General features: G+C 57.8%; 16 protein-coding genes. 8 read left to right on the top strand and 8 right to left on the bottom strand.

Annotated features, from left to right (window positions below; genetic code table 11):
- The first annotated feature begins 45 nt into the window (after positions 1 to 45).
- The 7 genes from gloB (at position 46) to QUE75_RS09700 (ending at position 9208) form a co-directional block, all read left to right on the top strand.
- Positions 46 to 840 carry a hydroxyacylglutathione hydrolase gene (gene gloB / locus QUE75_RS09730; protein ID WP_286255489.1) on the top strand — a complete coding sequence of 265 codons (795 nt, stop codon included), beginning with the start codon at positions 46 to 48 and terminating at the stop codon, positions 838 to 840.
- Between the two features lie 163 nt (positions 841 to 1003).
- Positions 1004 to 2749: a LysM peptidoglycan-binding domain-containing protein gene (locus QUE75_RS09725; RefSeq protein ID WP_106695712.1), complete on the top strand. Its 1746-nt coding sequence runs from the start codon at positions 1004 to 1006 to the stop codon at positions 2747 to 2749.
- A 12-nt stretch (positions 2750 to 2761) separates the two neighbouring features.
- Positions 2762 to 4597 (top strand): extracellular solute-binding protein, encoded by a 1836-nt coding sequence (locus tag QUE75_RS09720; RefSeq protein WP_286255485.1) that lies wholly within the window; start codon positions 2762 to 2764, stop codon positions 4595 to 4597.
- A gap of 46 nt (positions 4598 to 4643) precedes the next feature.
- Entirely contained in the window at positions 4644 to 5729 is a 1086-nt protein-coding gene (locus tag QUE75_RS09715) for a microcin C ABC transporter permease YejB (RefSeq protein ID WP_138435570.1), read from the top strand.
- A gap of 2 nt (positions 5730 to 5731) precedes the next feature.
- On the top strand, positions 5732 to 6754 hold the full coding sequence (locus tag QUE75_RS09710; RefSeq protein WP_058089731.1) for an ABC transporter permease: 1023 nt from the start codon (positions 5732 to 5734) through the stop codon (positions 6752 to 6754).
- Between the two features lies 1 nt (position 6755).
- Complete coding sequence (locus QUE75_RS09705; RefSeq protein ID WP_286255480.1) at positions 6756 to 8354, top strand: ABC transporter ATP-binding protein; 1599 nt, start codon at positions 6756 to 6758, stop codon at positions 8352 to 8354.
- A 68-nt stretch (positions 8355 to 8422) separates the two neighbouring features.
- A complete protein-coding gene (locus QUE75_RS09700; RefSeq protein ID WP_061331157.1) occupies positions 8423 to 9208 on the top strand; it encodes an enoyl-ACP reductase FabI in 786 nt (261 codons plus the stop codon).
- 52 nt (positions 9209 to 9260) lie between these two features.
- Here the strand turns inward: QUE75_RS09700 and QUE75_RS09695 are convergent, their stop codons facing one another.
- Both QUE75_RS09695 and QUE75_RS09690 read right to left on the bottom strand, forming a co-directional pair.
- Positions 9261 to 9665, bottom strand: coding sequence for a PilZ domain-containing protein (locus tag QUE75_RS09695; RefSeq protein WP_061331156.1), 405 nt, complete (start codon positions 9663 to 9665; stop codon positions 9261 to 9263).
- A 9-nt stretch (positions 9666 to 9674) separates the two neighbouring features.
- Complete coding sequence (locus QUE75_RS09690) at positions 9675 to 11411, bottom strand: DUF1631 family protein (protein WP_286255478.1); 1737 nt, start codon at positions 11409 to 11411, stop codon at positions 9675 to 9677.
- Positions 11412 to 11678: 267 nt separating this feature from the next.
- Here QUE75_RS09690 and QUE75_RS09685 point away from each other — a divergent pair, with 267 nt between their 5' ends.
- Positions 11679 to 12752, top strand: coding sequence for a 3-deoxy-7-phosphoheptulonate synthase (locus tag QUE75_RS09685; RefSeq protein WP_138435573.1), 1074 nt, complete (start codon positions 11679 to 11681; stop codon positions 12750 to 12752).
- An 84-nt stretch (positions 12753 to 12836) separates the two neighbouring features.
- On the opposite strand, the gene cobA is transcribed toward QUE75_RS09685, so the two are convergent.
- The 6 genes from cobA to QUE75_RS09655 all read right to left on the bottom strand — a co-directional run bounded on the left by cobA (position 12837) and on the right by QUE75_RS09655 (position 20913).
- Positions 12837 to 13688 carry a uroporphyrinogen-III C-methyltransferase gene (gene cobA, locus QUE75_RS09680; RefSeq protein ID WP_286255475.1) on the bottom strand — a complete coding sequence of 284 codons (852 nt, stop codon included), beginning with the start codon at positions 13686 to 13688 and terminating at the stop codon, positions 12837 to 12839.
- Entirely contained in the window at positions 13685 to 14959 is a 1275-nt protein-coding gene (serS, locus tag QUE75_RS09675; protein ID WP_286255473.1) for a serine--tRNA ligase, read from the bottom strand. The genes cobA and serS overlap by 4 nt, the downstream gene beginning before the upstream one ends.
- A gap of 120 nt (positions 14960 to 15079) precedes the next feature.
- A complete protein-coding gene (locus QUE75_RS09670) occupies positions 15080 to 16414 on the bottom strand; it encodes a replication-associated recombination protein A (RefSeq protein WP_286255471.1) in 1335 nt (444 codons plus the stop codon).
- A complete protein-coding gene (gene lolA / locus QUE75_RS09665; RefSeq protein ID WP_286255657.1) occupies positions 16414 to 17028 on the bottom strand; it encodes an outer membrane lipoprotein chaperone LolA in 615 nt (204 codons plus the stop codon). Before lolA ends, QUE75_RS09670 begins: the two co-directional genes overlap by 1 nt.
- Before the next feature lie 52 nt (positions 17029 to 17080).
- Positions 17081 to 19666, bottom strand: coding sequence for a DNA translocase FtsK (locus tag QUE75_RS09660; RefSeq protein ID WP_286255469.1), 2586 nt, complete (start codon positions 19664 to 19666; stop codon positions 17081 to 17083).
- A gap of 23 nt (positions 19667 to 19689) precedes the next feature.
- Positions 19690 to 20913, bottom strand: a complete 1224-nt coding sequence (locus QUE75_RS09655; RefSeq protein WP_286255466.1) for an O-succinylhomoserine sulfhydrylase — start codon at positions 20911 to 20913, stop codon at positions 19690 to 19692.
- Positions 20914 to 20930 lie beyond the last annotated feature (17 nt).

Genomic DNA, 20930 nt, shown 5'->3' with positions numbered 1-20930 from the left:
TGGACTATCATAACAGCCACATCCAAAGAGCACATGGGGTCATGCATGTTCGATATCCAGGCCATTCCTGCGTTTTCCGACAACTATATCTGGTGCCTCTGCGACCGGTCATCCGGCAAAGCGCTGGTGGTAGACCCTGGGCAGGCCCAGCCAGTGGAAGACTACCTGGAAAGTCAGCAGCTGGTTCTGGATACCATACTGGTCACCCACCACCACCCCGACCACACCGGCGGCATCGCCAGCCTGGCAAAGACCTTTCCGGATGTTCGCATAACGGGCCCGGAGGATTCCCCCTTCAAGGGCACCACCAACCCGATCCATCCCGGTGACGAAGTGGTCTGGCAAGGCCTGACCTTCGAGGTCATGGCGGTACCGGGCCACACTCTCGACCATGTTGCCTACTACTCGGAAACTGAGATTAATGATCGCCCTGTGCTGTTCTGCGGCGACACGCTCTTCGTTTGCGGCTGCGGGAGGCTGTTCGAGGGCAAACCCGAGCAGATGCGACAGTCTCTCGAGTCGTTGCGCGCCCTGCCCGATCAGACCGGGGTTTACTGTGCACACGAATACACCCTGGCCAATCTCAGGTTTGCCCGCAGCTGGTTGCCAGACGACAAAGCCCTCGAGCAGTTTGAGCAGGACTGTCAGGCCAGGAGGAACCGTGGTGAGCCGACCGTACCCTCCAGTATTGGCGCAGAAAAAAACCTGAACCCGTTTATGCGCTGGGACCAGCCGGAAGTGATCGAAAGTGCCCGGCAATATGCTGCAAGGCAGGGTTTGCCATGCGATTCAGCGGATGCGGTGTTCGCGGCCATTCGACACGGCAAGGACCATTTCTGAGCTGTTAATGGTTGAGTTCTTAACATTTCTTCTCACAGCCGTAACATCAGCCGTATTGACCCCCGGAAAAGGGCTCCCATAGAATCCAAGCCTGTTTGTTACCGTAACTCATTAATGTGCCGGGTTTCTGTCCATACCCGGCCAATACCCGGAAGCTGTGTTTATGTCGGTGAAACGATTGTCTTATGTGCTGATTGCCAGCACCCTCCTCTCAGGTTGCAGCACCAGTCAGGTTCTTGAAAACTGGCACACACCGTCAGCCTGGTTTGGCGAAGACAACAACACCGCAGACAGCAACAACCCCCTGGATTCTGACGAAGTCGTTGTTGCGCAGGGCGACGAGGGCCTTAAGAAATCGGTTGCGTCCGGAAACGGTGATCAGGCCAGCGACGCACCGCTGGACGACGCCATCGCCCCCGAACTGCGCAAGCAAGCCAGGGAAGCGCGGGAGAAACTGGATAACCCCCGTAGCAGCCAGGACGTTGCCACTTCGGAATCCGATTTATGGGACCGGCTTCGGGCCGGATTCCAGATGGACCACTCCGTTGACAACGCCCGGGTTCAGGCACAGCTGGACTGGTATGCCCGCCACCCCCGCTACATTGACCGGGTTGTTGAACGTGGCTCCCGATACCTCTACCACATCCTGGAAGAAACCGAAAAACGTGGTCTACCCAACGAACTCGCACTGCTGCCCATTGTTGAAAGTGCCTTTGACCCCTTCGCCTATTCACACGGGCGGGCTGCGGGTTTGTGGCAGTTCATCCCGTCGACCGGCAAGTATTTCGGGTTGACTCAAAGCTGGTGGCACGATGACCGCCGGGATGTCATTGCGGCAACCGATGCAGCCCTTACGTACCTTGACCGCCTGGCCAACCGCTTTGATGGCGACTACACCCTGGCCCTGGCTGCCTACAACGCGGGTGGCGGCACAGTATCCAGCTCCATTCGCCGTAACCGCAACGCCGGTAAGTCCACAGACTACTGGTCGCTGAGCCTACCCACCGAGACCCGGCACTACGTACCCAAGCTGATTGCGCTGGCCAAGATCTTTGACGACCCAGAAGCCTATGGCATCGAGTTGCCTGCCCTTAAGAACGAACCGTTTTTCGAGGTGGTTGATACTGGCTCGCAACTGGATATCGCTCAGGCCGCAGAACTTGCTGGCGTCGAAATCAATGAAATCTATTTGCTCAACCCCTCCTATAACCGCTGGGCCACCAATCCGGATGGCCCTCACCGGCTGCTGGTTCCGGTCGAGAAAGCCGAGGGCTTCCGTACAGCGCTTGCCGATTTCCCGACCGAGCAGCGGGTGTCCTGGCAGAATTACCGGGTGCAGAAAGGCGATAGCCTGAACACCATCGCCCGAAAGTTTTCGACAACACCTTCCGTCATCCAGCAGGTTAACAAGCTGAACAGCGATCTCATCCGCATCGGCCAGCAGCTGCTGATTCCCTCGGCCACCAAGGGTTCGGAGACCTATGCGCTGAGCCAGAGCCAGCGCCTGCAACGCACCCAGGAGCGGCAACGGGATGGCAACAAGGTTAACTACACGGTCCGCCGTGGCGATACCTTCTGGGACATTGCCCGGGAACACCGGGTTTCGGTACGGGAAGTGGCGGCCTGGAACGGTATGGCGCCGGGCGACCCACTGATCCCGGGCAAACAACTGGTGATCTGGTCTAAAACCGCACAACCCACCAAGAATGTTGCCAGTAGCCAGCGGGACAGCGCCATGGTTCGCAAGGTGGGATATCGTGTGCGCCAGGGTGACTCGCTGTCTGCCATTGCAAGCCGCTTCTCGGTGAATGTGCGGGATATCGCATCATGGAACGATCTTAATACCAACCGTTATCTGCAACCCGGCCAAAGTCTGGTACTCTACGTGGACATAAGAAACAGCCCATAACGTGCGAGAACCATGACAAAAACACGGAAAGCACCTCACCTGACCCTGTCTGGACTGATCACATCCCTGGCCTTGATGGCCACTCCGCTTTTTTCCGCTGCTGACGATCACCATGAAAACGGGCCAGCGCCCGTTCATGGGATCGCCATGCATGGTGAGTTGAAATACCCGGAAGGCTTCAGCCACTTCGATTACGTCAACCCCGAGGCGCCCAAAGGCGGCTCCCTGAAGCTGTCCGTGGTATCCAACGGGTTCGATAGCTTCAACCCGTTTGTGATTCGCGGCGTGGCGGCCGCCGGCGTCAGCACCTACGTCTACGACACCCTGATGGAATCGTCCTCGGACGAGCCGTTCTCCGAGTATGGCTTAATTGCCGAGAGCGTGGAGTTTCCCGAGGACCGCCGATATGTGATCTTTAATTTGCGGGAAGAGGCCAAATTTCAGGACGGCACCCCGATCACCGCCAAAGACGTCGAGTTCTCGCACCGTATCCTGACCACTGAAGGGCACCCCTTCTACCGCAACTACTACGCGGATGTGCGCAAGGTCACGATCGAGAACAGTCATCGTATCCGATTCGATTTCGGCGAAACCGATAACCGTGAGCTGCCTCTGATCCTGGGGCAAATGCCTATTCTCCCGGCCCATTACTGGGAAGAGCGGGAGTTTGGTCGAAACGGTCTGGACGTTCCAGTGGGCAGTGGGCCCTACCGCATTGGTTCGTTCGATGCTGGGCGCTCTGTTACCTATGAGTTGGTTGAAGACTACTGGGCAAAAGACCTGCCTGTACGTGTAGGACGTTTCAATTTCCAGCGCATCCAGTACGAATACTACAACGATGACACGGTAGCGCTGGAAGCCTTCAAAGCAGGCAACTTCGACTTCCGCCAGGAAACCTCCGCAAAGAACTGGGCAACCGCCTACACCGGCCGGCGTTTCGAAGATGGCCGAATCGTTCGCGAGGCCATCCCTCATCAACGCCCAAGCGGTATGCAGGGTTTTGTCTTCAACACCCGAAAGCCGGTATTCCGTGACCCGAAGGTCCGCCAGGCCCTGGCTTACGGCTTTGACTTCCAGTGGGCTAACCGTAACCTGTTCTTTGACCAGTACACCCGGACCAACAGCTATTTTGAAAACAGTGAACTGGCCTCATCCGGCCTACCTGAAGGCCCTGAACTGGACATCCTGGAACGCTTCCGGGATCAGCTGAACCCGGAGGTCTTTACCCGCGAGTACACCCCACCGGACACCAGCGACAGCCGGTCCATGCGAGACAATCTGCGGGCGGCCATGGAACTGCTGAACGAGGCCGGCTACAGCATCCGTGGCGGCAAAATGGTGCATGAGGAAACCGGCAAGCAACTGAGCTTTGAAGTGCTGCTGTTCCAGAAGAGTTTTGAGCGGGTGGTGCTGCCCTTTACCCGCAACCTGGAACGCCTGGGCATAGACGTCACCGTGCGCCTTGTTGACAGCAACCAATACATTCAACGGGTGCGCAGCTTTGACTTCGACATGATCACCCAGGTGCTGCCGCAATCAGACTCCCCGGGTAACGAGCAACGGGAATACTGGCACTCCAGTACCGCAGAGGTATCCGGCTCCCGGAATTTCATGGGCGTTAATGATCCCGTGGTAGACCAACTGGTCGACATGGTCATCCAGGCGCCGGACCGGGAACAGCTGGTGCACCGTGTTCGAGCGCTCGACCGGGTGCTTCTGCACAGCCACTATGTAATTCCGCACTGGCACCTGACCAAAGACCGGGTAGCCTACTGGAACCATTTACAGCGACCTGAGGTCACACCGAAAAATGGTATCGACCTGAACAACTGGTGGATCAACCGCTGATCCGCCGACTGTCACCAACGCTGTAACGAAAGGATTCCTCCCCTAAATGGGCATCTACATTCTCCGGCGGCTAGCACTGATCATCCCCACGCTGGTGGGGATTATGCTACTCAATTTCATCATTGTTCAGGCTGCACCGGGCGGCCCGGTTGACCAGCTTATTGCCCAGATGGAAGGCCACGGCAGCAGTGCCCTGGCACGGGCGGGCGGTGGAGATACCGGTGGTGAAGTCGTCACCAGCTCCGGCGACAGCCGGGGTTCCCGAGGCCTGCCACCGGAATTGCTGAAAGAAATCGAGGTGATGTACGGTTTCGACAAACCCGCCCATGAACGCTTCCTGAAGATGCTCAAGGATTACGCCACGTTCAATTTCGGCGAATCCTTTTTCCGGGACCGTACCGTCGTTGAGCTGATCATCGACAAGATGCCGGTTTCCATTTCCCTGGGGCTCTGGTCCACCCTGATCATTTACCTGATTTCCATCCCCCTGGGCATTCGCAAAGCCGTGTCTGACGGCTCCCGATTCGATGTCTGGACAAGCTCTGCCATCGTGGTTGGCTATGCCATTCCCGGCTTCCTGTTTGCTATTCTGTTGATCGTGTTGTTTGCCGGCGGCAGCTATTTCGACTGGTTCCCCCTCCGGGGCCTCACCTCGCCGAATTTCGATGAGCTCAACTGGTACCAGAAGATCGCTGATTACTTCTGGCACCTTGCCTTGCCGGTGACCGCCAATGTGATTGGCGGCTTTGCCACCCTCACCCTGCTGACCAAGAACTCATTCCTGGATGAGATCGGCAAACAATACGTGGTGACGGCCCGGGCCAAGGGTCTGGAAGAAAAACAAGTGCTGTATGGCCATGTGTTCCGCAACGCCATGCTGATTGTGATCGCCAGCATGCCGGGTGTTCTGGTGTCCCTGTTCTTTACCGGGTCCTTGCTGATTGAAGTGATTTTCTCCCTGGACGGCCTTGGCCTGCTCGGCTTTGAGGCGGCCCTGAACCGGGATTACCCGGTGATTTTCGGCACTCTCTACATCTTCACCCTGATGGGTTTGATTCTGAAACTGATCAGCGACATCACCTATGTGCTGGTAGACCCGCGCATCGATTTTGAAAGCCGGGAGGGCGCATAACCATGCCCCGACTGACGCCCATCCAACAGCGCCGGCTGCGGAATTTCAGGAATAATCGCCGTGGTTTCTGGTCACTGTGGCTTTTCCTGGCCCTGTTCGGTCTTTCCCTGGTGGCAGAGCTAATCGCCAACGACAAGCCACTGGTGGTCTCCTATCAGGGCGATGTCTATTTCCCGGTAGTCCAGATGGTGCCCGAGGAAACCTTTGGCGGCTTTCTGCCCACAGAAACCGACTACCGGGATCGCTTCATCCGGGACGAAATAGAGGCCAACGGCTGGATCCTCTGGCCGCCGATCAAATTCAGCTACAACACCATCAACTATGAACTGAGCGTACCCTCGCCCGCACCACCCAGCGCCGAACACTGGCTGGGTACAGACGACCAGGGCCGGGACGTGGCTGCCCGGGTCATCTACGGCTTCCGGATTTCCGTGGTTTTTGGTCTGACCTTGACCATCGCCAGCTGCATTGTCGGCGTGATCGTCGGTGCCATTCAGGGCTTTTACGGCGGCAAGGTGGACCTGTTCGGCCAGCGCTTTATTGAGATCTGGTCCGGCCTGCCAATGCTGTACTTGCTGATTATCCTCTCCGCCATTGTCCAGCCCAACTTCTGGTGGTTGCTGGGCATTATGTTGCTGTTCAGCTGGATGGGGCTGGTGGATGTGGTTCGTGCCGAATTCCTGCGGGCGAGAAACTTCGAATACGTAAAAGCGGCCCGGGCGCTCGGGTTGGGTAACCGGCATATTATGTTCCGGCACATTCTGCCGAACGCCATGGTGGCCACCCTCACCTTTCTGCCGTTTATCCTGACTGGCGCGATTACCGGGCTTACCTCGCTGGATTTCCTGGGCTTTGGCCTGCCGTCCGGTTCACCGTCCCTGGGGGAGCTGATCGCCCAGGGTAAGGCCAACCTCCATGCCCCCTGGCTGGGCATTTCTGCCTTTGTGTCCCTGTCGGTGATGCTGACGCTGCTGGTATTTGTAGGCGAAGCAGTGCGCGATGCCTTTGACCCGAGAAAGAACTGATATGAGCGACCTCCTGACCATCTCGGATCTGTCCATCCACTTTGATAACGGCCCGTTGGTCGTAGACAGCCTGTCGCTGCGGGTTGGTCTCGGCGAAACCCTGGCGCTGGTGGGCGAAAGCGGCTCTGGCAAATCGGTGTCGGCCCTGTCTGTTCTCAGGTTACTGGATGCCCGGCACGCCCGTTATCCTTCTGGCAAGATTCTGTATCGTGGCGAAGACTTGCTGGGCGCAAACGATAGCAGGTTGAGGCAAATCCGCGGCCGGGAGATCAGCATGATCTTCCAGGAGCCCATGACCTCGCTCAACCCCTTACACACGGTTGAAAAGCAGATCACCGAAACTCTGGAGCTACACAAGGGCATGCGTGGCCCCCAGGCCCGAAAGCGTTGTATTGAACTGCTCGACCTGGTGGGCATTCCCGAGCCAGAGCGGCGCCTGAACAGCTACCCACACCAGCTGTCCGGTGGCCAGAAACAGAGGATCATGATCGCCATGGCCCTGGCCAACGAACCGGATCTGCTAATCGCCGACGAACCCACCACGGCGCTGGATGTGACTGTACAGAAACAAGTGCTGGAGTTGCTGGAATCGCTAAAACAGAAGCTCGGTATGGCCATCCTGATGATCACCCACGACCTGAGCATTGTGCGCCGCTATGCGGATAGAGTGGTGGTTATGGAACGGGGCAAATGCGTCGAGGAAGCCGCCACCGAGCAACTGTTCGCCGCCCCCGCGCACCCCTATACCCGGAAGCTCATTGATGCGGAACCACCAGAAAACCCCCTGCCGCCGACTTATGGTGGTAAAACGCTGATGGAAGTCACGGGACTGAATGTTCGGTTCCCCATTCGCAAGAACCTGCTGGGCAGGGTCAAGGAGAGTTTCCACGCGGTTCAGAACGTGAGTTTTGCCCTGCAACCAGGCGAGACACTGGGCATTGTCGGTGAAAGCGGCAGCGGCAAAACCACCATCGGACATGCGCTACTGAAGTTAACCGCCAGCACCGGGAGTATCCGGTTGGCGGGCACCGAGCTTGGGCCACTGTCCCAAAAGCAGTTCCGGCCCTGGCGCAAGCGGGTACAGATTGTCTTCCAGGACCCTTTCGGTAGTCTGAGCCCCCGGATGTCGGTGGCTGAAATTGTCCGTGAAGGGCTAGAGATACACGACACCAACGATGCCGAGCAACACGACGCCAGAGTGATTCAGGCACTGAAGGATGTGGGGCTGGACCCAGACGCCAGGCACCGTTACCCCCACGAATTTTCCGGCGGGCAGCGACAACGCATTGCCATTGCCCGGGCACTGGTGTTGCAGCCGGAACTGATCATTCTCGATGAGCCTACCTCCGCCCTGGACCGGACCGTCCAGAAGCAAGTGATTGAGCTTTTACGGGAAATTCAGGCCAGATATAAGCTAAGCTACATCTTTATCAGTCATGATCTGGCTGTCGTTCGGGCACTCAGCCACAAATTGCTGGTGCTGAAGAACGGCCAGATAGTGGAGTACGGGGCCGCAGAGGCTATTTTCCGGGCACCGAAACAGGACTACACCCGGGAACTGCTGACCGCGGCTTTCTTTTATCAGCCTACGACCAATTGACCGTTACGCCCGCCGACGCATGTCGGGGATAATGCGCTGAAACCAAGGAACACAGGGAGCAGATACCCATGGGAATCCTCAGTGGCAAGAAAGCACTGATTGTTGGTGTAGCCAGCAAACATTCCATCGCCTACGGCATCGCCGAGGCATTCGCCCGTGAAGGCGCTGAACTGGCCTTCACTTACCAGAACGAAAAGCTTCAGTCCCGGGTTGAGAAATTCGCGGATCAGTGGGGCAGTCAGCTGACGTTCCCCTGCGATGTGGCCAGTGACGAGCAGATTGACGCTGTGTTCACCGAGCTCAACAAACACTGGGATAACATCGACATCATTATTCACGCTGTTGGTTACGCGCCAGCGCATGAACTCGACGGTAACTATGTGGATGTGACCACCCGTGACGGTTTCCGTATCGCCCACGACATCAGCTCCTACAGCTTTGTCGCACTGGCCAAGGGCGCTCGCAAGATGATGCATGAGGGCAGCAGCCTGCTGACCTTGAGCTATCTCGGTGCGGAAAGGGTTCTGCAGAACTACAACGTCATGGGGCTTGCCAAGGCCTCACTGGAAGCCAACGTGCGCTACATGGCCGCCAGCCTTGGCCGGGAAGGTATTCGGGTAAACGGTATTTCCGCAGGCCCGATCAAGACTCTGGCTGCTTCCGGCATCAAGAGTTTCCGCCGAATGCTGGCCGAGAACGCCAAGCAGGCTCCCCTGCGCCGCAACGTCACCACTGAAGAAGTCGGTAACGCCGCAGCGTTCATGTCGTCCGATCTTGCCTCTGGTATTACTGGTGAGATTCTCTACGTGGATGGCGGCTTTAACATCACCGGGATGAGCGAACTGGAATCCTGATTGTCATCCTGTGAAGTCATCAAATAAGCCGGCTCCATGCCGGCTTATTTGTTCAACTCTCAGCAAGGGCTGTGGCAACCGCATCCATCCATTCCAGATAATCCGTCTCATCCGATTCCAGAATCTGGACACCCATCAGGTATTCCTGGCCCGTTTCACGGCACCACACAACCTCCACCATTAACCGAAACCGCTGCGTTTTGTGCCCAAGACTGATCTCCGCCATCAGCAACGAGTTAAGCACCAACGGCTCCGACGAGACAAGGCTCAGGCCCCTCGCCGAAATATCGCGAATTTGGCATTCAAGAGGAACGGCATCCTGTACCTCAACATCCGGTTCAGGTGACTCAAGCCACAGCCATGCCCGAGCCCTGGCGGTTAAACGATATTCCTCGCGATTGTCCTGCCCACCGGGTAACCCCTGGGAGCTTCCGAACTCGTAGTTATCATCAACCATAAGCCATCCTCAGTTACGGCCAACACGGATCCGGCCAACAACCCGGCTCAGGGTGTCGTCGAACTCTGCTGCACTCCCCAATATCCGGATGCGGCCTGATACAACCCCGGATACCAGCTCATCGTGTAGAAACTCACGGCGATTAAGCCCCAGACGGTCCACGAACACGAACTTCCGGGATGCAGAAATCTTGACCGCCAGTTTCAGCCTGGTCGGTTCCTCATCATCCTTCTGGGCGGCCAGTACAATCCAGCCTCCCAAACCAATACTATCCACCTGTTTGGCCGCCGCCAGCTCACGTTCTTTCTGGAGACGTTCGTGCTCCGCTTTCTCATCTTCCTGGCGCTGCCGTTCCACTTCGGCCCTCTGTTGCTCCAGGGCTGCCTGTTTTGCCTCTTCTTCGGCCTTTCTTGCGCGCTCGGCGGCTTCCTTCTCCTTTCGCAGTGCCTCTGCCCGAGCCCTCGCTTCCCGAGCCGCCTCTTCACGTTGTTTCTGCTGTTTCTCGCACACCTTGAACAACAGATTCACGGTTTCCGAGAGCACCTCACCAAACGGTGTCGGAGCCGGTAAGGGCCGCAGGGTGTCGGCTTCAAGATCTGCCAGGAACAGCGCCCAGTCCTGCAGGCCGAGCTTGACGCCGGCGCCGTTGGTCCAGAGCACTTCCCCACTATCTTCGAGCAGCGCGAACAAATAACGCCTTTGCTCAGCGGCGCCCTCACCTTCGACAAACCAGCGGCCGATAAAGCCCTCGGCCTGTTGCGGGTCTACCGAAGCCAGCGATAGCCAACGGCTGTCCCAGGTCAGACTGGTGCCGCTACCCAGGGCAGGCTTGAGCTCCGGCACCTCGCCGCGGATACGCGCTACGATAACCGTCTGAATATCCGCCAAAGCGTTCTCCGGTAACCCCTGGCCGAGTGCCCGGGTCCACACATCCTGTATCCGGTCTCCTATCTGCTCGCCTACATGGTAAAGCCGGTTCCGGTCTCTGTCCGACAGTGCAGGATCACCAAGCCATACCAACCACTCGAGCAGTTTGTTGGCGTGTCGATACAGCTCACTGTCTGTGCCCTCGGACCAGACGCTCTGTTTGAGAACCTTGTACCAGTCTTCGATGATGAATCGACTGATGACCACCGGTAACTCACGCCCTGTCAGTGCCCTGCCGATCAGCGCGCGGGAAACCTGGTCGGCAAGACGCTGCCGCGAAGCACCACGCTCGGTCTCAAGAAGACGTTCACGCAACCGGCTGACCTGGTGCTCACCTTTCTCCCGGTCATCAAGCCATTGTTTACAATAGCTCTCCACCAGCTCGGGCTGGCCACTTTCAAAGCTGCCGGACACCGCGATAACCAGGCTGTCCAATTGGTCCAGCAACACCCTGGATGATCGCCCCCCGGTATCACTCCACCCCCGCCACTCCTGCAGGTTGTCCAACCAGTCAAGAACAACGTCGCTGAACACATTGGTTCCGCGGGTATCGAGCTGCCACGCCAGCCAGAACCGTAATCTGGCAATACGACTGACCAGGGCACGATGCAAACCACTGGTTTTCAGGAACACGTCCATTATCCGGTCAGACAGATAGGCTGCATTGACCTGGCGCACGGTCCATTCGATCTGCACCGACCGCAGAACGTCCGTTACCCGCTCGTCCCGTTGTTCGGTCCAACAGGAAAACAACAGCGGGCGCCAATCGGCATTGGACTCAGGTGACGATTTTCCGGCCGGATAGGGTAAATCCGGCACCCGGATACCCGAAAGAACCTGCGTAATCCTCTCTGAAACCACCTTTCGGGGGGAAGAGTCTGCTTGTGGTTTCCTGGCTGGCGGCGACATCCGTTACCTGTTGACTGGAAGCGTTGAAAAGGGTCTTCAAATAACGCAGTATAACCAACTCGCCGGGGTTTACAGCAACTGCAGACCGGCACCATTCGCGTTAATTATTAAACACCGGGCCCATAATGACAGCGTTACCCGGTGATGTAACGATCTGATTCGGGGAAGCACAACAAGATGTCGGGCAAGAAACTGGAAAACCTGAACGTGGCCAGCCAGGAACCACTGATCACTCCTGAAGCGCTGAAGAACGAAATGCCGCTGTCAGATGAAGCTGCCGAAACCGTAGCCTCTGGCCGCCAGGCCATTTACGACATCATGGATGGCAAAGACCACCGCCTGTTTATCGTGGTTGGCCCCTGCTCTATCCACGATGTGGAGGCAGCCCGCGATTACGCTGCCCGGCTGAAAAAACTCGCCGACGAAGTCAGCGATACCCTGCTGCTGGTGATGCGGGTATATTTCGAGAAACCGCGCACCACCGTTGGCTGGAAAGGCCTGATCAACGACCCACACCTGAACGATACCTTCGATATTGAACAGGGCCTGCACATTGGCCGTCGCTTGCTGCTGGATATCAACGAGATGGGCCTGCCAACCGCCACCGAGGCCCTTGACCCGATCTCCCCCCAGTACCTGCAAGACACCATTGCCTGGTCCGCCATTGGCGCCCGCACCACCGAGTCTCAAACCCACCGGGAAATGAGCAGCGGCCTGTCCATGGCCATTGGCTTCAAGAATGGCACTGATGGCAGCCTGGACGTAGCCGTTAACGCCATGAAATCGGTTTCTCACCCCCACAGCTTCCTGGGCATCGACCAGCAAGGCAAGGTGGCCATCATCCGCACCAAGGGCAACAACTATGGCCACGTGGTGTTGCGCGGTGGCGGTGGCAAACCGAACTATGATTCCGTGAGTGTTGCACTGTGCGAGCAGGCACTGGACAAAGCCAATCTGCGCAAGTCGATCATGGTGGATTGCAGCCACGCCAATTCCAGCAAAGATCCGGCCATTCAGCCTCTGGTCATGCAGGATGTGACCCATCAGATCCTGGAGGGCAACCAGTCTATCCAGAGCCTGATGGTGGAAAGCCACATCAACTGGGGTAACCAGTCCATCCCGGAAAACCTGGCAGACCTGAAATACGGCGTGTCGGTAACCGATGCCTGTATTGACTGGGAAACCACCGAGAAAGCCATTCGGGATATGCGCGAAAAGCTCAAAGACGTGCTGCCCAAGCGTAACACCTGAGCGTGCTGACAGGGTTCACGGGGTAGCCGATCAGCTTCGGCGCCCCGTGAGACCGATACGCGGGCCCGCCCTGCTTCTCCACCCTCAGGCGCTCTCTACAGCTCCCCGCCAGTCCAGGCGACTTCTGAGCCCGACCACGTGACCGATAATCACCAGAGTGGGCGCCTGAACACCACTGTTCTCCACTTTGCCAACAATATCACTGAGCGTGCCCACCACCACTTTCTGGTCGGCGGTTGTGCCCTTGGACACCAGCGCCACCGGCATGTCTGGTGTCATGCCATGACCAATCAATTGCCGGCAGATAATCGGCAAACCGACCAACCCCATGTAGAACACCAGTGTCTGATTATTCTGCACAAAGTCTGACCAGGGCAAATCGCAGGTATCGTTTTTCAAATGCCCGGTAATAAAGCGCACCGACTGGGCGTGGTCCCGGTGAGTCAGCGGAATGCCCGCATAGGCCGCACAGCCGGACGCTGCGGTTATGCCGGGAACCACCTGAAAGCGAACACCGGCAGCTGCCAGCGTTTCAATCTCTTCGCCGCCGCGGCCGAAGATGAACGGGTCACCACCCTTGAGGCGCACCACTTTGTGGCCCTCCCGGGCCAGCTCCACCAAGCGCTGGTTGATCTGATCCTGCGGCAACGTGTGATTTGAGCGCTGCTTGCCGACATGAACCATCTCAACGTTTTCGGGGATCAGGGAAAGTATTTCCGGGGAAACCAGCCGATCGTAGAGAATAACATCGGCGGACTGGATCAGGCGCCAGGCCTTGAGGGTCAGAAGTTCAGGATCACCCGGGCCGGCGCCCACCAGGGCGACCTCGCCCGCAGAATTATTCGGGTTTTCGGTTACCGGGTTGGGCCTGTACCGAACTGGTGCAGGCCCTGCCTTGACGCCCCTTCCTGGTGCATCCGTGAATGGTTCGCTCATTGGATCCGATCAATGCCTTTCATATAGGATATGAGAACGTCCGGAACCAGAATACTGCCGTCCTCCTGCTGGTAGTTCTCCATCACCGCGATCATCGCACGGCCAACGGCCAGACCCGATCCGTTCAGAGTATGAACAGGCTCGGGCTTTCCGGTTTCCGGGTTGCGCCAACGTGCTTGCATACGCCGTGCCTGAAAATCACGGGTGTTGGAGCAGGATGAAATTTCCCGGTATTTACCCTGCCCGGGCAGCCACACTTCCAGATCGTAGGTCTTCGCTGCGGAGAAGCCCATGTCGCCGCCACACAGGGTAACCACCCGATACGGCAGTTCCAGCAACTGCAGCACCTTCTCGGCATGGCCAGTGAGCTGCTCAAGCGCCTCGGTGGAGTCCTCGGGGCGCACAACATGCACCAGTTCAACCTTGTCGAACTGATGCTGCCGGATCATGCCACGCACATCCCGGCCGTAGGAACCCGCTTCGCTGCGGAAACAGGGGGTATGGCAAACCATCCGCAGCGGCATTTCACTGGCCTCCAGAATACTGTCGGCCACCAGGTTGGTCGCCGGTACTTCGGCCGTCGGGATCAGGTACAGCGGGTTGTCACCGGCGGTACGGAACAGATCCTCTTCAAACTTGGGTAGCTGGCCGGTACCGAACAGCGCGTTGGCATTGACCAGGTACGGCACATAGGCTTCGGTATAGCCATGCTCTTCTGTGTGCAGGTCGAGCATGAACTGAGCCAGTGCCCGATGCAGCTTCGCCAGTTGGCCGCGCATGACGGCAAAGCGGGAATGCGCCAGTTGGGTGGCCTTCTCGAAGTCCAGACCCTTGAGCTGCTCGCCCAGGGCAACGTGGTCTCTGGGTTCGAAATCAAAGTTACGCGGCGTGCCCCATACACGGGTCTCTACGTTGTCGTCTTCGTTAGCGCCCGGTGGAACGTCTTCATCCGGCAGATTGGGAATGCCGGCAAAAAACGCGTTCAGGGATTCCTGTACTGAGCGCAACTCCTCCTCAGCTTCGGCCTTCTGCTGCTTGAGATTGTCCACCTCTTCCAGCAGCGGTTTGATGTCTTCACCCGCCGCTTTGGCCTTACCAATGGATTTCGACCGTTTGTTCTGCTCGCTCTGCAGCGTTTCCGCACGAACCTGAATGGCTCGACGGCGTTCCTCAAGGCGTTCGAAGGTGGCAACGTCAAACTCGAAGTTTTTGATAGCCAGCCGACGGGCAATTTCTTCAGTCTGTGAACGGACACGTTTCGGATCGAGCATGATCTTCCTGAATTTTCCGGTTAACGAATAGTATGGATATCACGGCATTATACCTGCCGTGGTTCTGCTGACCACCATCCCCGGGCCGAGGGCCAGGTAATTTGCGGCATGAGGGTCAGATCAATAACGCTTTTTGCCGCTTCGGGCATCGAGATCATCCAGGCGCTGGCGCTTGTCAGCCAGTTTGATCTCCAGTCCACGCATGACCGGCTGATAGTAACGGCGCTGGTGAATCGCTTCAGGCAGGTAAGACTCTCCGGCAGCGTAAGCGTCCGGTTCGTCATGGGCGTAGCGGTATTCATCACCGTGGCCCAGGCTTTTCATCAGCTTGGTAGGAGCATTACGCAAGTGCACCGGCACTTCGTAATCAGGATCCTTTCGGATGTCCGCCATGCACTCGTTGAACGCCTTGTACACGGCATTACTCTTTGGTGCCAGCGCCAGGTAGGTGACGGCCTGGGCCAGCGCCAGCTCCCCTTCCGGCGACCCCAACCGCTCCTGGGCATCCCAGGCCTGCATGGTAATTTGCAGGGCACGGGGGTCTGCGTTACCGATGTCTTCGCTGGCGATCCGCACCAGGCGCCGCGCCACATACAGGGGGTCACAGCCACCGTCCAGCATACGGCAAAGCCAGTACAGGGAACCATCGGGGCTGGAGCCCCGTACGGATTTATGCAACGCGGAGATCTGGTCATAGAACACATCGCCGCCTTTGTCGAAACGGCGCAGACTGGTTTGCAGTACCTGTTCCAGTGTCTGGGCGGTGATGGCGTTCTGCCCGCTGTCGTCCGGCTCGGCCAGGTCAGCGGCCACCTCCAGAATGTTCAGAGCACGCCGGGCATCGCCTCCAGAGGCTTCGGCCATGTTATCCAGCACCCCGGCTGGCACCTGAAGGGTACCGCCGAAACCCGCTGGCGAAACCAATGCTCTATTCAGGAGCTCAAGGATGTCCGGCTTGTCCAGATTTTTGAGCACATACACGCGGGTCCGCGACAGGAGCGCGCTGTTCAGTTCGAAAGAGGGGTTTTCCGTGGTGGCACCCACAAAAATGAAGGTGCCATCTTCAATATGTGGGAGAAATGCATCCTGCTGGCTTTTGTTGAACCGGTGCACCTCGTCAACAAACAGCAGCGTGTCCCTGCCCTGGGACTGCTTGCGGCTGCGGGCCCGCTCGACCACATCCCGGATATCCTTGACGCCGCTGAGCACGGCAGAGAGCGTTTCATAGGACAAGTCACCCACGTTGGCCAACAGCCGGGCAAAGGTGGTTTTGCCCACTCCGGGTGGCCCCCAGAGAATCATCGAATGCAGTTGGCCCTGCTCTACGGCGCGCCTGAGCGATTTTCCGGGGCCGACCAGATGAGCCTGGCCAACGTATTCGTCCAGGTTGGCCGGCCGCATTCTGGCCGCAAGGGGCTGGAATCCGGCCTCGGGCTCAAACAGGTTGTCCTGCATCAGGCACCGTCCCGAATAATATCCACCTCCTCGGGGTATTCCAGGCGGAAGGCACTGTTGTCCAGTTCCTGATTCAGGGTTATCCGGTCAAAGCTGAGAATACTCAGTTGAGACAGCGAATCTTCCATTCTCATTTCCTGAAGTTCACCGTTGTAGAAGCTCAAACGCAAGGATGTAAACAGGGAATCGGCGCCCCTGGGAACCAGTGTGAACTCGCGGGTATTGTCACCCATCCGGCGCTCACTCACATCGTAGGTTTCCTCAAGATTATCCACTTCGCCACTCAAAAGCAGCGCCGGTGTTGTCTGCACCCGGTCATCGAGGGTGTGAATAGTGACCTGTTCCAGATCCGGGTCGTAAACCTCCACCGTGTCGCCGTCACTGACAATAAACTGGGACAAAGGCGCACCGGCCTCCCAGTAGAACAGTCCCGGGCGCTTGGCCTTCAGGGAGCCGCGGGTTTCCTGAACCCGGTTGCCATTTTCATTGACCACAATCTGGATGAAATCGGCCTGGTAGGTTTGGTAACTGCGCAACATGGAAGCCAGCTCTTCAGCGGCATCGCGAGAGCTGTTGCCCTGTTCCGCAGAGGCCGTGGCCACGACGGCCATCATGCACAGCGCCGCTATCGTCGTGTAGACAGATCTGATCATAAGTATGCTGCTCCTAGTCTCTTGGGGGCGGCGGCGCCAGAACTTCCCTGGCACCATTATGACCCGCCGGACTGACCACTCCCGAGGCTTCCATGGCGTCCACCAGGTTCGCGGCACGGTTGTAGCCGATCTTGAATTTACGTTGTACGGAGGAGATCGACACCCGTCGGTTCTCGGTCACAAAAGCGACCGCTTCGTCGAACAGAGCGTCTCCTTCGTCACCACCGCCTGCACCGCCTTCGCTGAGGGTTGGCACGCCCGGCAGGTGCTCACCTTCGGCGCCGTTAAGCACATCATCCACGTATTCCGGTTCACCCCGGGCTTTCCAGGCGCTGACCACCCGGTGTACTTCGTCATCGTCAACGAAGGCTCCGTGTACCCGAACCGGCAGGCCAGAACCCGGCGGCAGGTATAGCATATCGCCGTGGCCCAGCAGCTGTTCGGCGCCGCCCTGATCAAGCACGGTACGGGAGTCGATCTTGGACGACACCTGGAACGACATCCGGGTCGGGATATTGGCCTTGATCAGGCCTGTGATCACATCCACGGATGGCCGCTGGGTAGCAAGAATCAGATGGATACCGGCGGCACGGGCCTTCTGGGCAATGCGGGCGATCAGCTCTTCCACCTTTTTGCCGACAATCATCATCATGTCAGCAAATTCGTCGATTACGACAACGATGAACGGCAGGGTTTCCAGTTCCGGCCGCTCCTGTTCGTCGTTGGCCAGGTATTCATCCGGTTTCCAGAGAGGATCCAGTAACGGCTCGCCCTCGGCGCGGGCGTCTTTCACCTTCTTGTTGTAACCGGCGATGTTGCGCACGCCCAGGCTGGCCATCAAACGGTAGCGCCGCTCCATCTCCGCCACACACCAGCGCAGTGCATTGGCGGCTTCTTTCATGTCCGTCACAACCGGTGCCAGCAGGTGCGGGATGCCATCGTAGATGCTCAGTTCCAGCATCTTCGGGTCCACCATGATAAAGCGCACTTCATCGGGGCTGGCCTTGAGCAGCATGCTCAGCAGCATGGCGTTGACCCCGACCGATTTACCCGAACCCGTAGTACCGGCCACCAGCAGGTGCGGCATCTTGGCCAGGTTGGCCACCATCGGATTACCACCAATATCATTACCCAGCGCCAGGGTCAGCGGCGATGACGACTCGGTAAATACCCGGGCCCCAAGCACTTCACTCAGACGAACGATTTCCCGCTCCTCATTGGGAATCTCGATGCCCACCACGGACTTTCCGGGTATGACTTCCACCACCCGCACACTCAACACCGCCAATGAACGGGCCAGATCCTTGGCCAGGTTGGAAATCTTGCTGACTTTCACCCCGGCGGCGGGCTTGATCTCGAATCGGGTGATAACCGGGCCAGGATTGACCTCGACCACCTCAACCGTGACACCGAAATCCGCCAGTTTCTCTTCGAGCAGGCGCGACATGTGCTCCAGGGACTCTTCCGAGTAGCCCTTTTCTTTGTGTTCCTCTGGCGGGTCCAGCAAGGAAATCGGCGGAATCAGGCTCTCAATGTCTTCCAGCAAAGAGCCCTGCTTCCTGTTGGCTTTCTTGTCGGCGGGCCCCTGATCATCCCTCTTGAACGGGGCAATTTTCAGTGCCCGGTTCGCGGGCTTGGGCTGCTGGGGCGCGGCCGCCTTGCGAGGCGTTTCATCCCGATCCCCTGAGCTGAAACTTTCCAGTCTTGCGGGTTCTGGTTCAATTTCAGGAAGCCCGTCAATAGCCGGTTCCTTGCGAGCTTTGCTTCTGTCCTTTGGGGGTCCATTATCGGCCGTTTTCGCTTTACGGCGGAAAAAACGACGCCACCAGGCATCTTTCTGACGTGGTTTTTCTGTTACGGGATCGGTTCTTGCCACCCGATCTTTGACGACCGGAGGCTCTGGATCAGGGCGAGCACTGGCTGGCGCACCGGGGTTTTTCGCTTTGCGCTCGCTACTTTTAAACAGCGACTGAAGCCAGCGCCCGGTTTTCAGAGTGAATCCACCAACATGGTCCATCAAGCGGAACCAGGACAGGCCGACGGTCACGGTCAGGGCGAACAGGAAGATCGCGATCAGCAACAGCGTGGTGGCCGGCAGATTGAAGAAGCGCACCATAGCTTCTGAAACCGCCGTGCCCAGTACACCGCCGGAGGAGGCACCAAGGCCAAATACCGAATAAAGGGAAAGCAGGCTAGTGGCCGACAACAAAATCAGCAGAAACCCGCCAAAGCGAACCATGAACAGTGGCCAATGGAGGTCGAGTGACTCGTGCCTGCGACGGATCAGCATGACGGCATAACCGGCAATCATCACCGGGAAAAGCCAGGAAACCTGCCCGAAGAAGTCTACCAGCAGGCTTGCGAGCCAGGCGCCGGAGCGCCCGGCGGCGTTATCCACGCGGGTATCGTGGCCGATACTCGCCCACCCGGGGTCAGACGCACTGAAGGTAAACAGCGCCATCGCCAGATAGATGCACAGCACAATCATGCCGATAACCGCACCCTCTCTGGCCCCTTGGGCCATCAGGCGGCGAAAGCGCTGTTGTTTTTCTGTCAGTTCCGTCGATGCTGTTTGTTTCGCTTTAGCGGATTCCGCCATGAATGCTCAAACCGTCAGTGAGTTTAGTCTTTCAGCGCCTGAAAACCCCGTGTCAGATCGGTTTTCAGGTCATCAATGGCTTCAATGCCAACAGACAACCGGATCAGATTCTCGGTGATGCCCGCCTTGTCTTTATCCTCGGGAGATAACCGGCCATGGGTTGTCGTCGCCGGGTGGGTGATGGTGGTTTTCACATCACCCAGATTCGCTGTGATTGAAATCATTCGGGTGGCATCAATAAAGCGCCAGGCTTCTTCTCTGCCCCCTTTAACCAGAAACGACACAATTCCGCCAAACCCGTCCTGTTGCTTTTTCGCCAGCTGATGCTGGGGATGGCTTTCAAGACCAGCGTAGAACACCTTTTCCACGCTCGGCTGGCTTTCCAGCCAATTCGCCAACTCTAACGCATTGTTGCAGTGGGCTCGCATACGGATCGGTAAGGTTTCCAGCCCTTTCTGGAACACCCAGGCATTGAACGGGCTCATGGTGGGCCCGGCAGATCGCAGGAACCCGTAGATCTCATCCAGATACCTGGCAGGCCCCACCACTACCCCGCCAACACAACGGCCCTGGCCATCCAGATACTTTGTGGCTGAATGAATCACCAGATCCGCACCTTGCTCAAGGGGTCGCTGCAATACCGGCGTACAGAAACAGTTATCCACCACAAACAGGGCATCGTTGGCCCTCGCCAACGCAGACAACGCGTCCATATCAGCGATTTCACAAAGCGGGTTGGATGGCGTTTCAATAAACAGCATCCGGGTTTCTGGCCGGACTGCTGCCTCCCAGCCGTCTGCATCGGTCAGGCTAAGGAACGTGGTTTCAACCCCGAAACGCGCCATATACTTCTGGAACAAGACGTTGGTGGTACCAAACACGCCACGGGAACAGATAACGTGATCTCCGGACTGCAGCAACGCCATACAGGTACTCAGGATGGCCGCCATGCCCGAGGCAGTGGCAACGGCCTTTTCTCCACCTTCCATGGCAGCGATGCGGGCCTCAAAACCCTGGACCGTGGGATTGGTAAAACGGGAATAGATGTTACCGGGCTCCTCACCACCAAAACGGGCTGCAGCCTGGGCGGCACTGCCATAGACGAAACTGGAGGTCGGAAAGATGGCGTCGCTGTGCTCCAACTGACCGGTGCGGACCTGCCCTGCCCTCACGGCCAGGGTATCCACTGACATACCGTCCAGATCCGATTCAGGAATCCAGAGATGTTCTTCACGGCCGACTGTCATAGTGTTCTCCTGGCACG

Origin of the sequence: Marinobacter shengliensis, assembly GCF_030297115.1 — a bacterium.
Classification (GTDB): Bacteria; Pseudomonadota; Gammaproteobacteria; order Pseudomonadales; family Oleiphilaceae; genus Marinobacter; species Marinobacter shengliensis.
This window is presented reverse-complemented; position numbering and strand designations above follow the sequence as displayed.

Coding starts and splice junctions, on each gene's coding strand:
- QUE75_RS09655 (WP_286255466.1), bottom strand. CDS start 20,913: ATGACAGTCGGCCGTGAAGAACATCTCTGGATTCCTGAATCGGATCTG.
- gloB (WP_286255489.1), top strand. CDS start 46: ATGTTCGATATCCAGGCCATTCCTGCGTTTTCCGACAACTATATCTGG.
- QUE75_RS09700 (WP_061331157.1), top strand. CDS start 8,423: ATGGGAATCCTCAGTGGCAAGAAAGCACTGATTGTTGGTGTAGCCAGC.
- QUE75_RS09685 (WP_138435573.1), top strand. CDS start 11,679: ATGTCGGGCAAGAAACTGGAAAACCTGAACGTGGCCAGCCAGGAACCA.
- QUE75_RS09695 (WP_061331156.1), bottom strand. CDS start 9,665: ATGGTTGATGATAACTACGAGTTCGGAAGCTCCCAGGGGTTACCCGGT.
- QUE75_RS09710 (WP_058089731.1), top strand. CDS start 5,732: ATGCCCCGACTGACGCCCATCCAACAGCGCCGGCTGCGGAATTTCAGG.
- QUE75_RS09660 (WP_286255469.1), bottom strand. CDS start 19,666: ATGGCGGAATCCGCTAAAGCGAAACAAACAGCATCGACGGAACTGACA.
- QUE75_RS09720 (WP_286255485.1), top strand. CDS start 2,762: ATGACAAAAACACGGAAAGCACCTCACCTGACCCTGTCTGGACTGATC.
- lolA (WP_286255657.1), bottom strand. CDS start 17,028: ATGATGGCCGTCGTGGCCACGGCCTCTGCGGAACAGGGCAACAGCTCT.
- QUE75_RS09715 (WP_138435570.1), top strand. CDS start 4,644: ATGGGCATCTACATTCTCCGGCGGCTAGCACTGATCATCCCCACGCTG.
- QUE75_RS09670 (WP_286255471.1), bottom strand. CDS start 16,414: ATGCAGGACAACCTGTTTGAGCCCGAGGCCGGATTCCAGCCCCTTGCG.
- QUE75_RS09705 (WP_286255480.1), top strand. CDS start 6,756: ATGAGCGACCTCCTGACCATCTCGGATCTGTCCATCCACTTTGATAAC.
- QUE75_RS09725 (WP_106695712.1), top strand. CDS start 1,004: ATGTCGGTGAAACGATTGTCTTATGTGCTGATTGCCAGCACCCTCCTC.
- cobA (WP_286255475.1), bottom strand. CDS start 13,688: ATGAGCGAACCATTCACGGATGCACCAGGAAGGGGCGTCAAGGCAGGG.
- serS (WP_286255473.1), bottom strand. CDS start 14,959: ATGCTCGATCCGAAACGTGTCCGTTCACAGACTGAAGAAATTGCCCGT.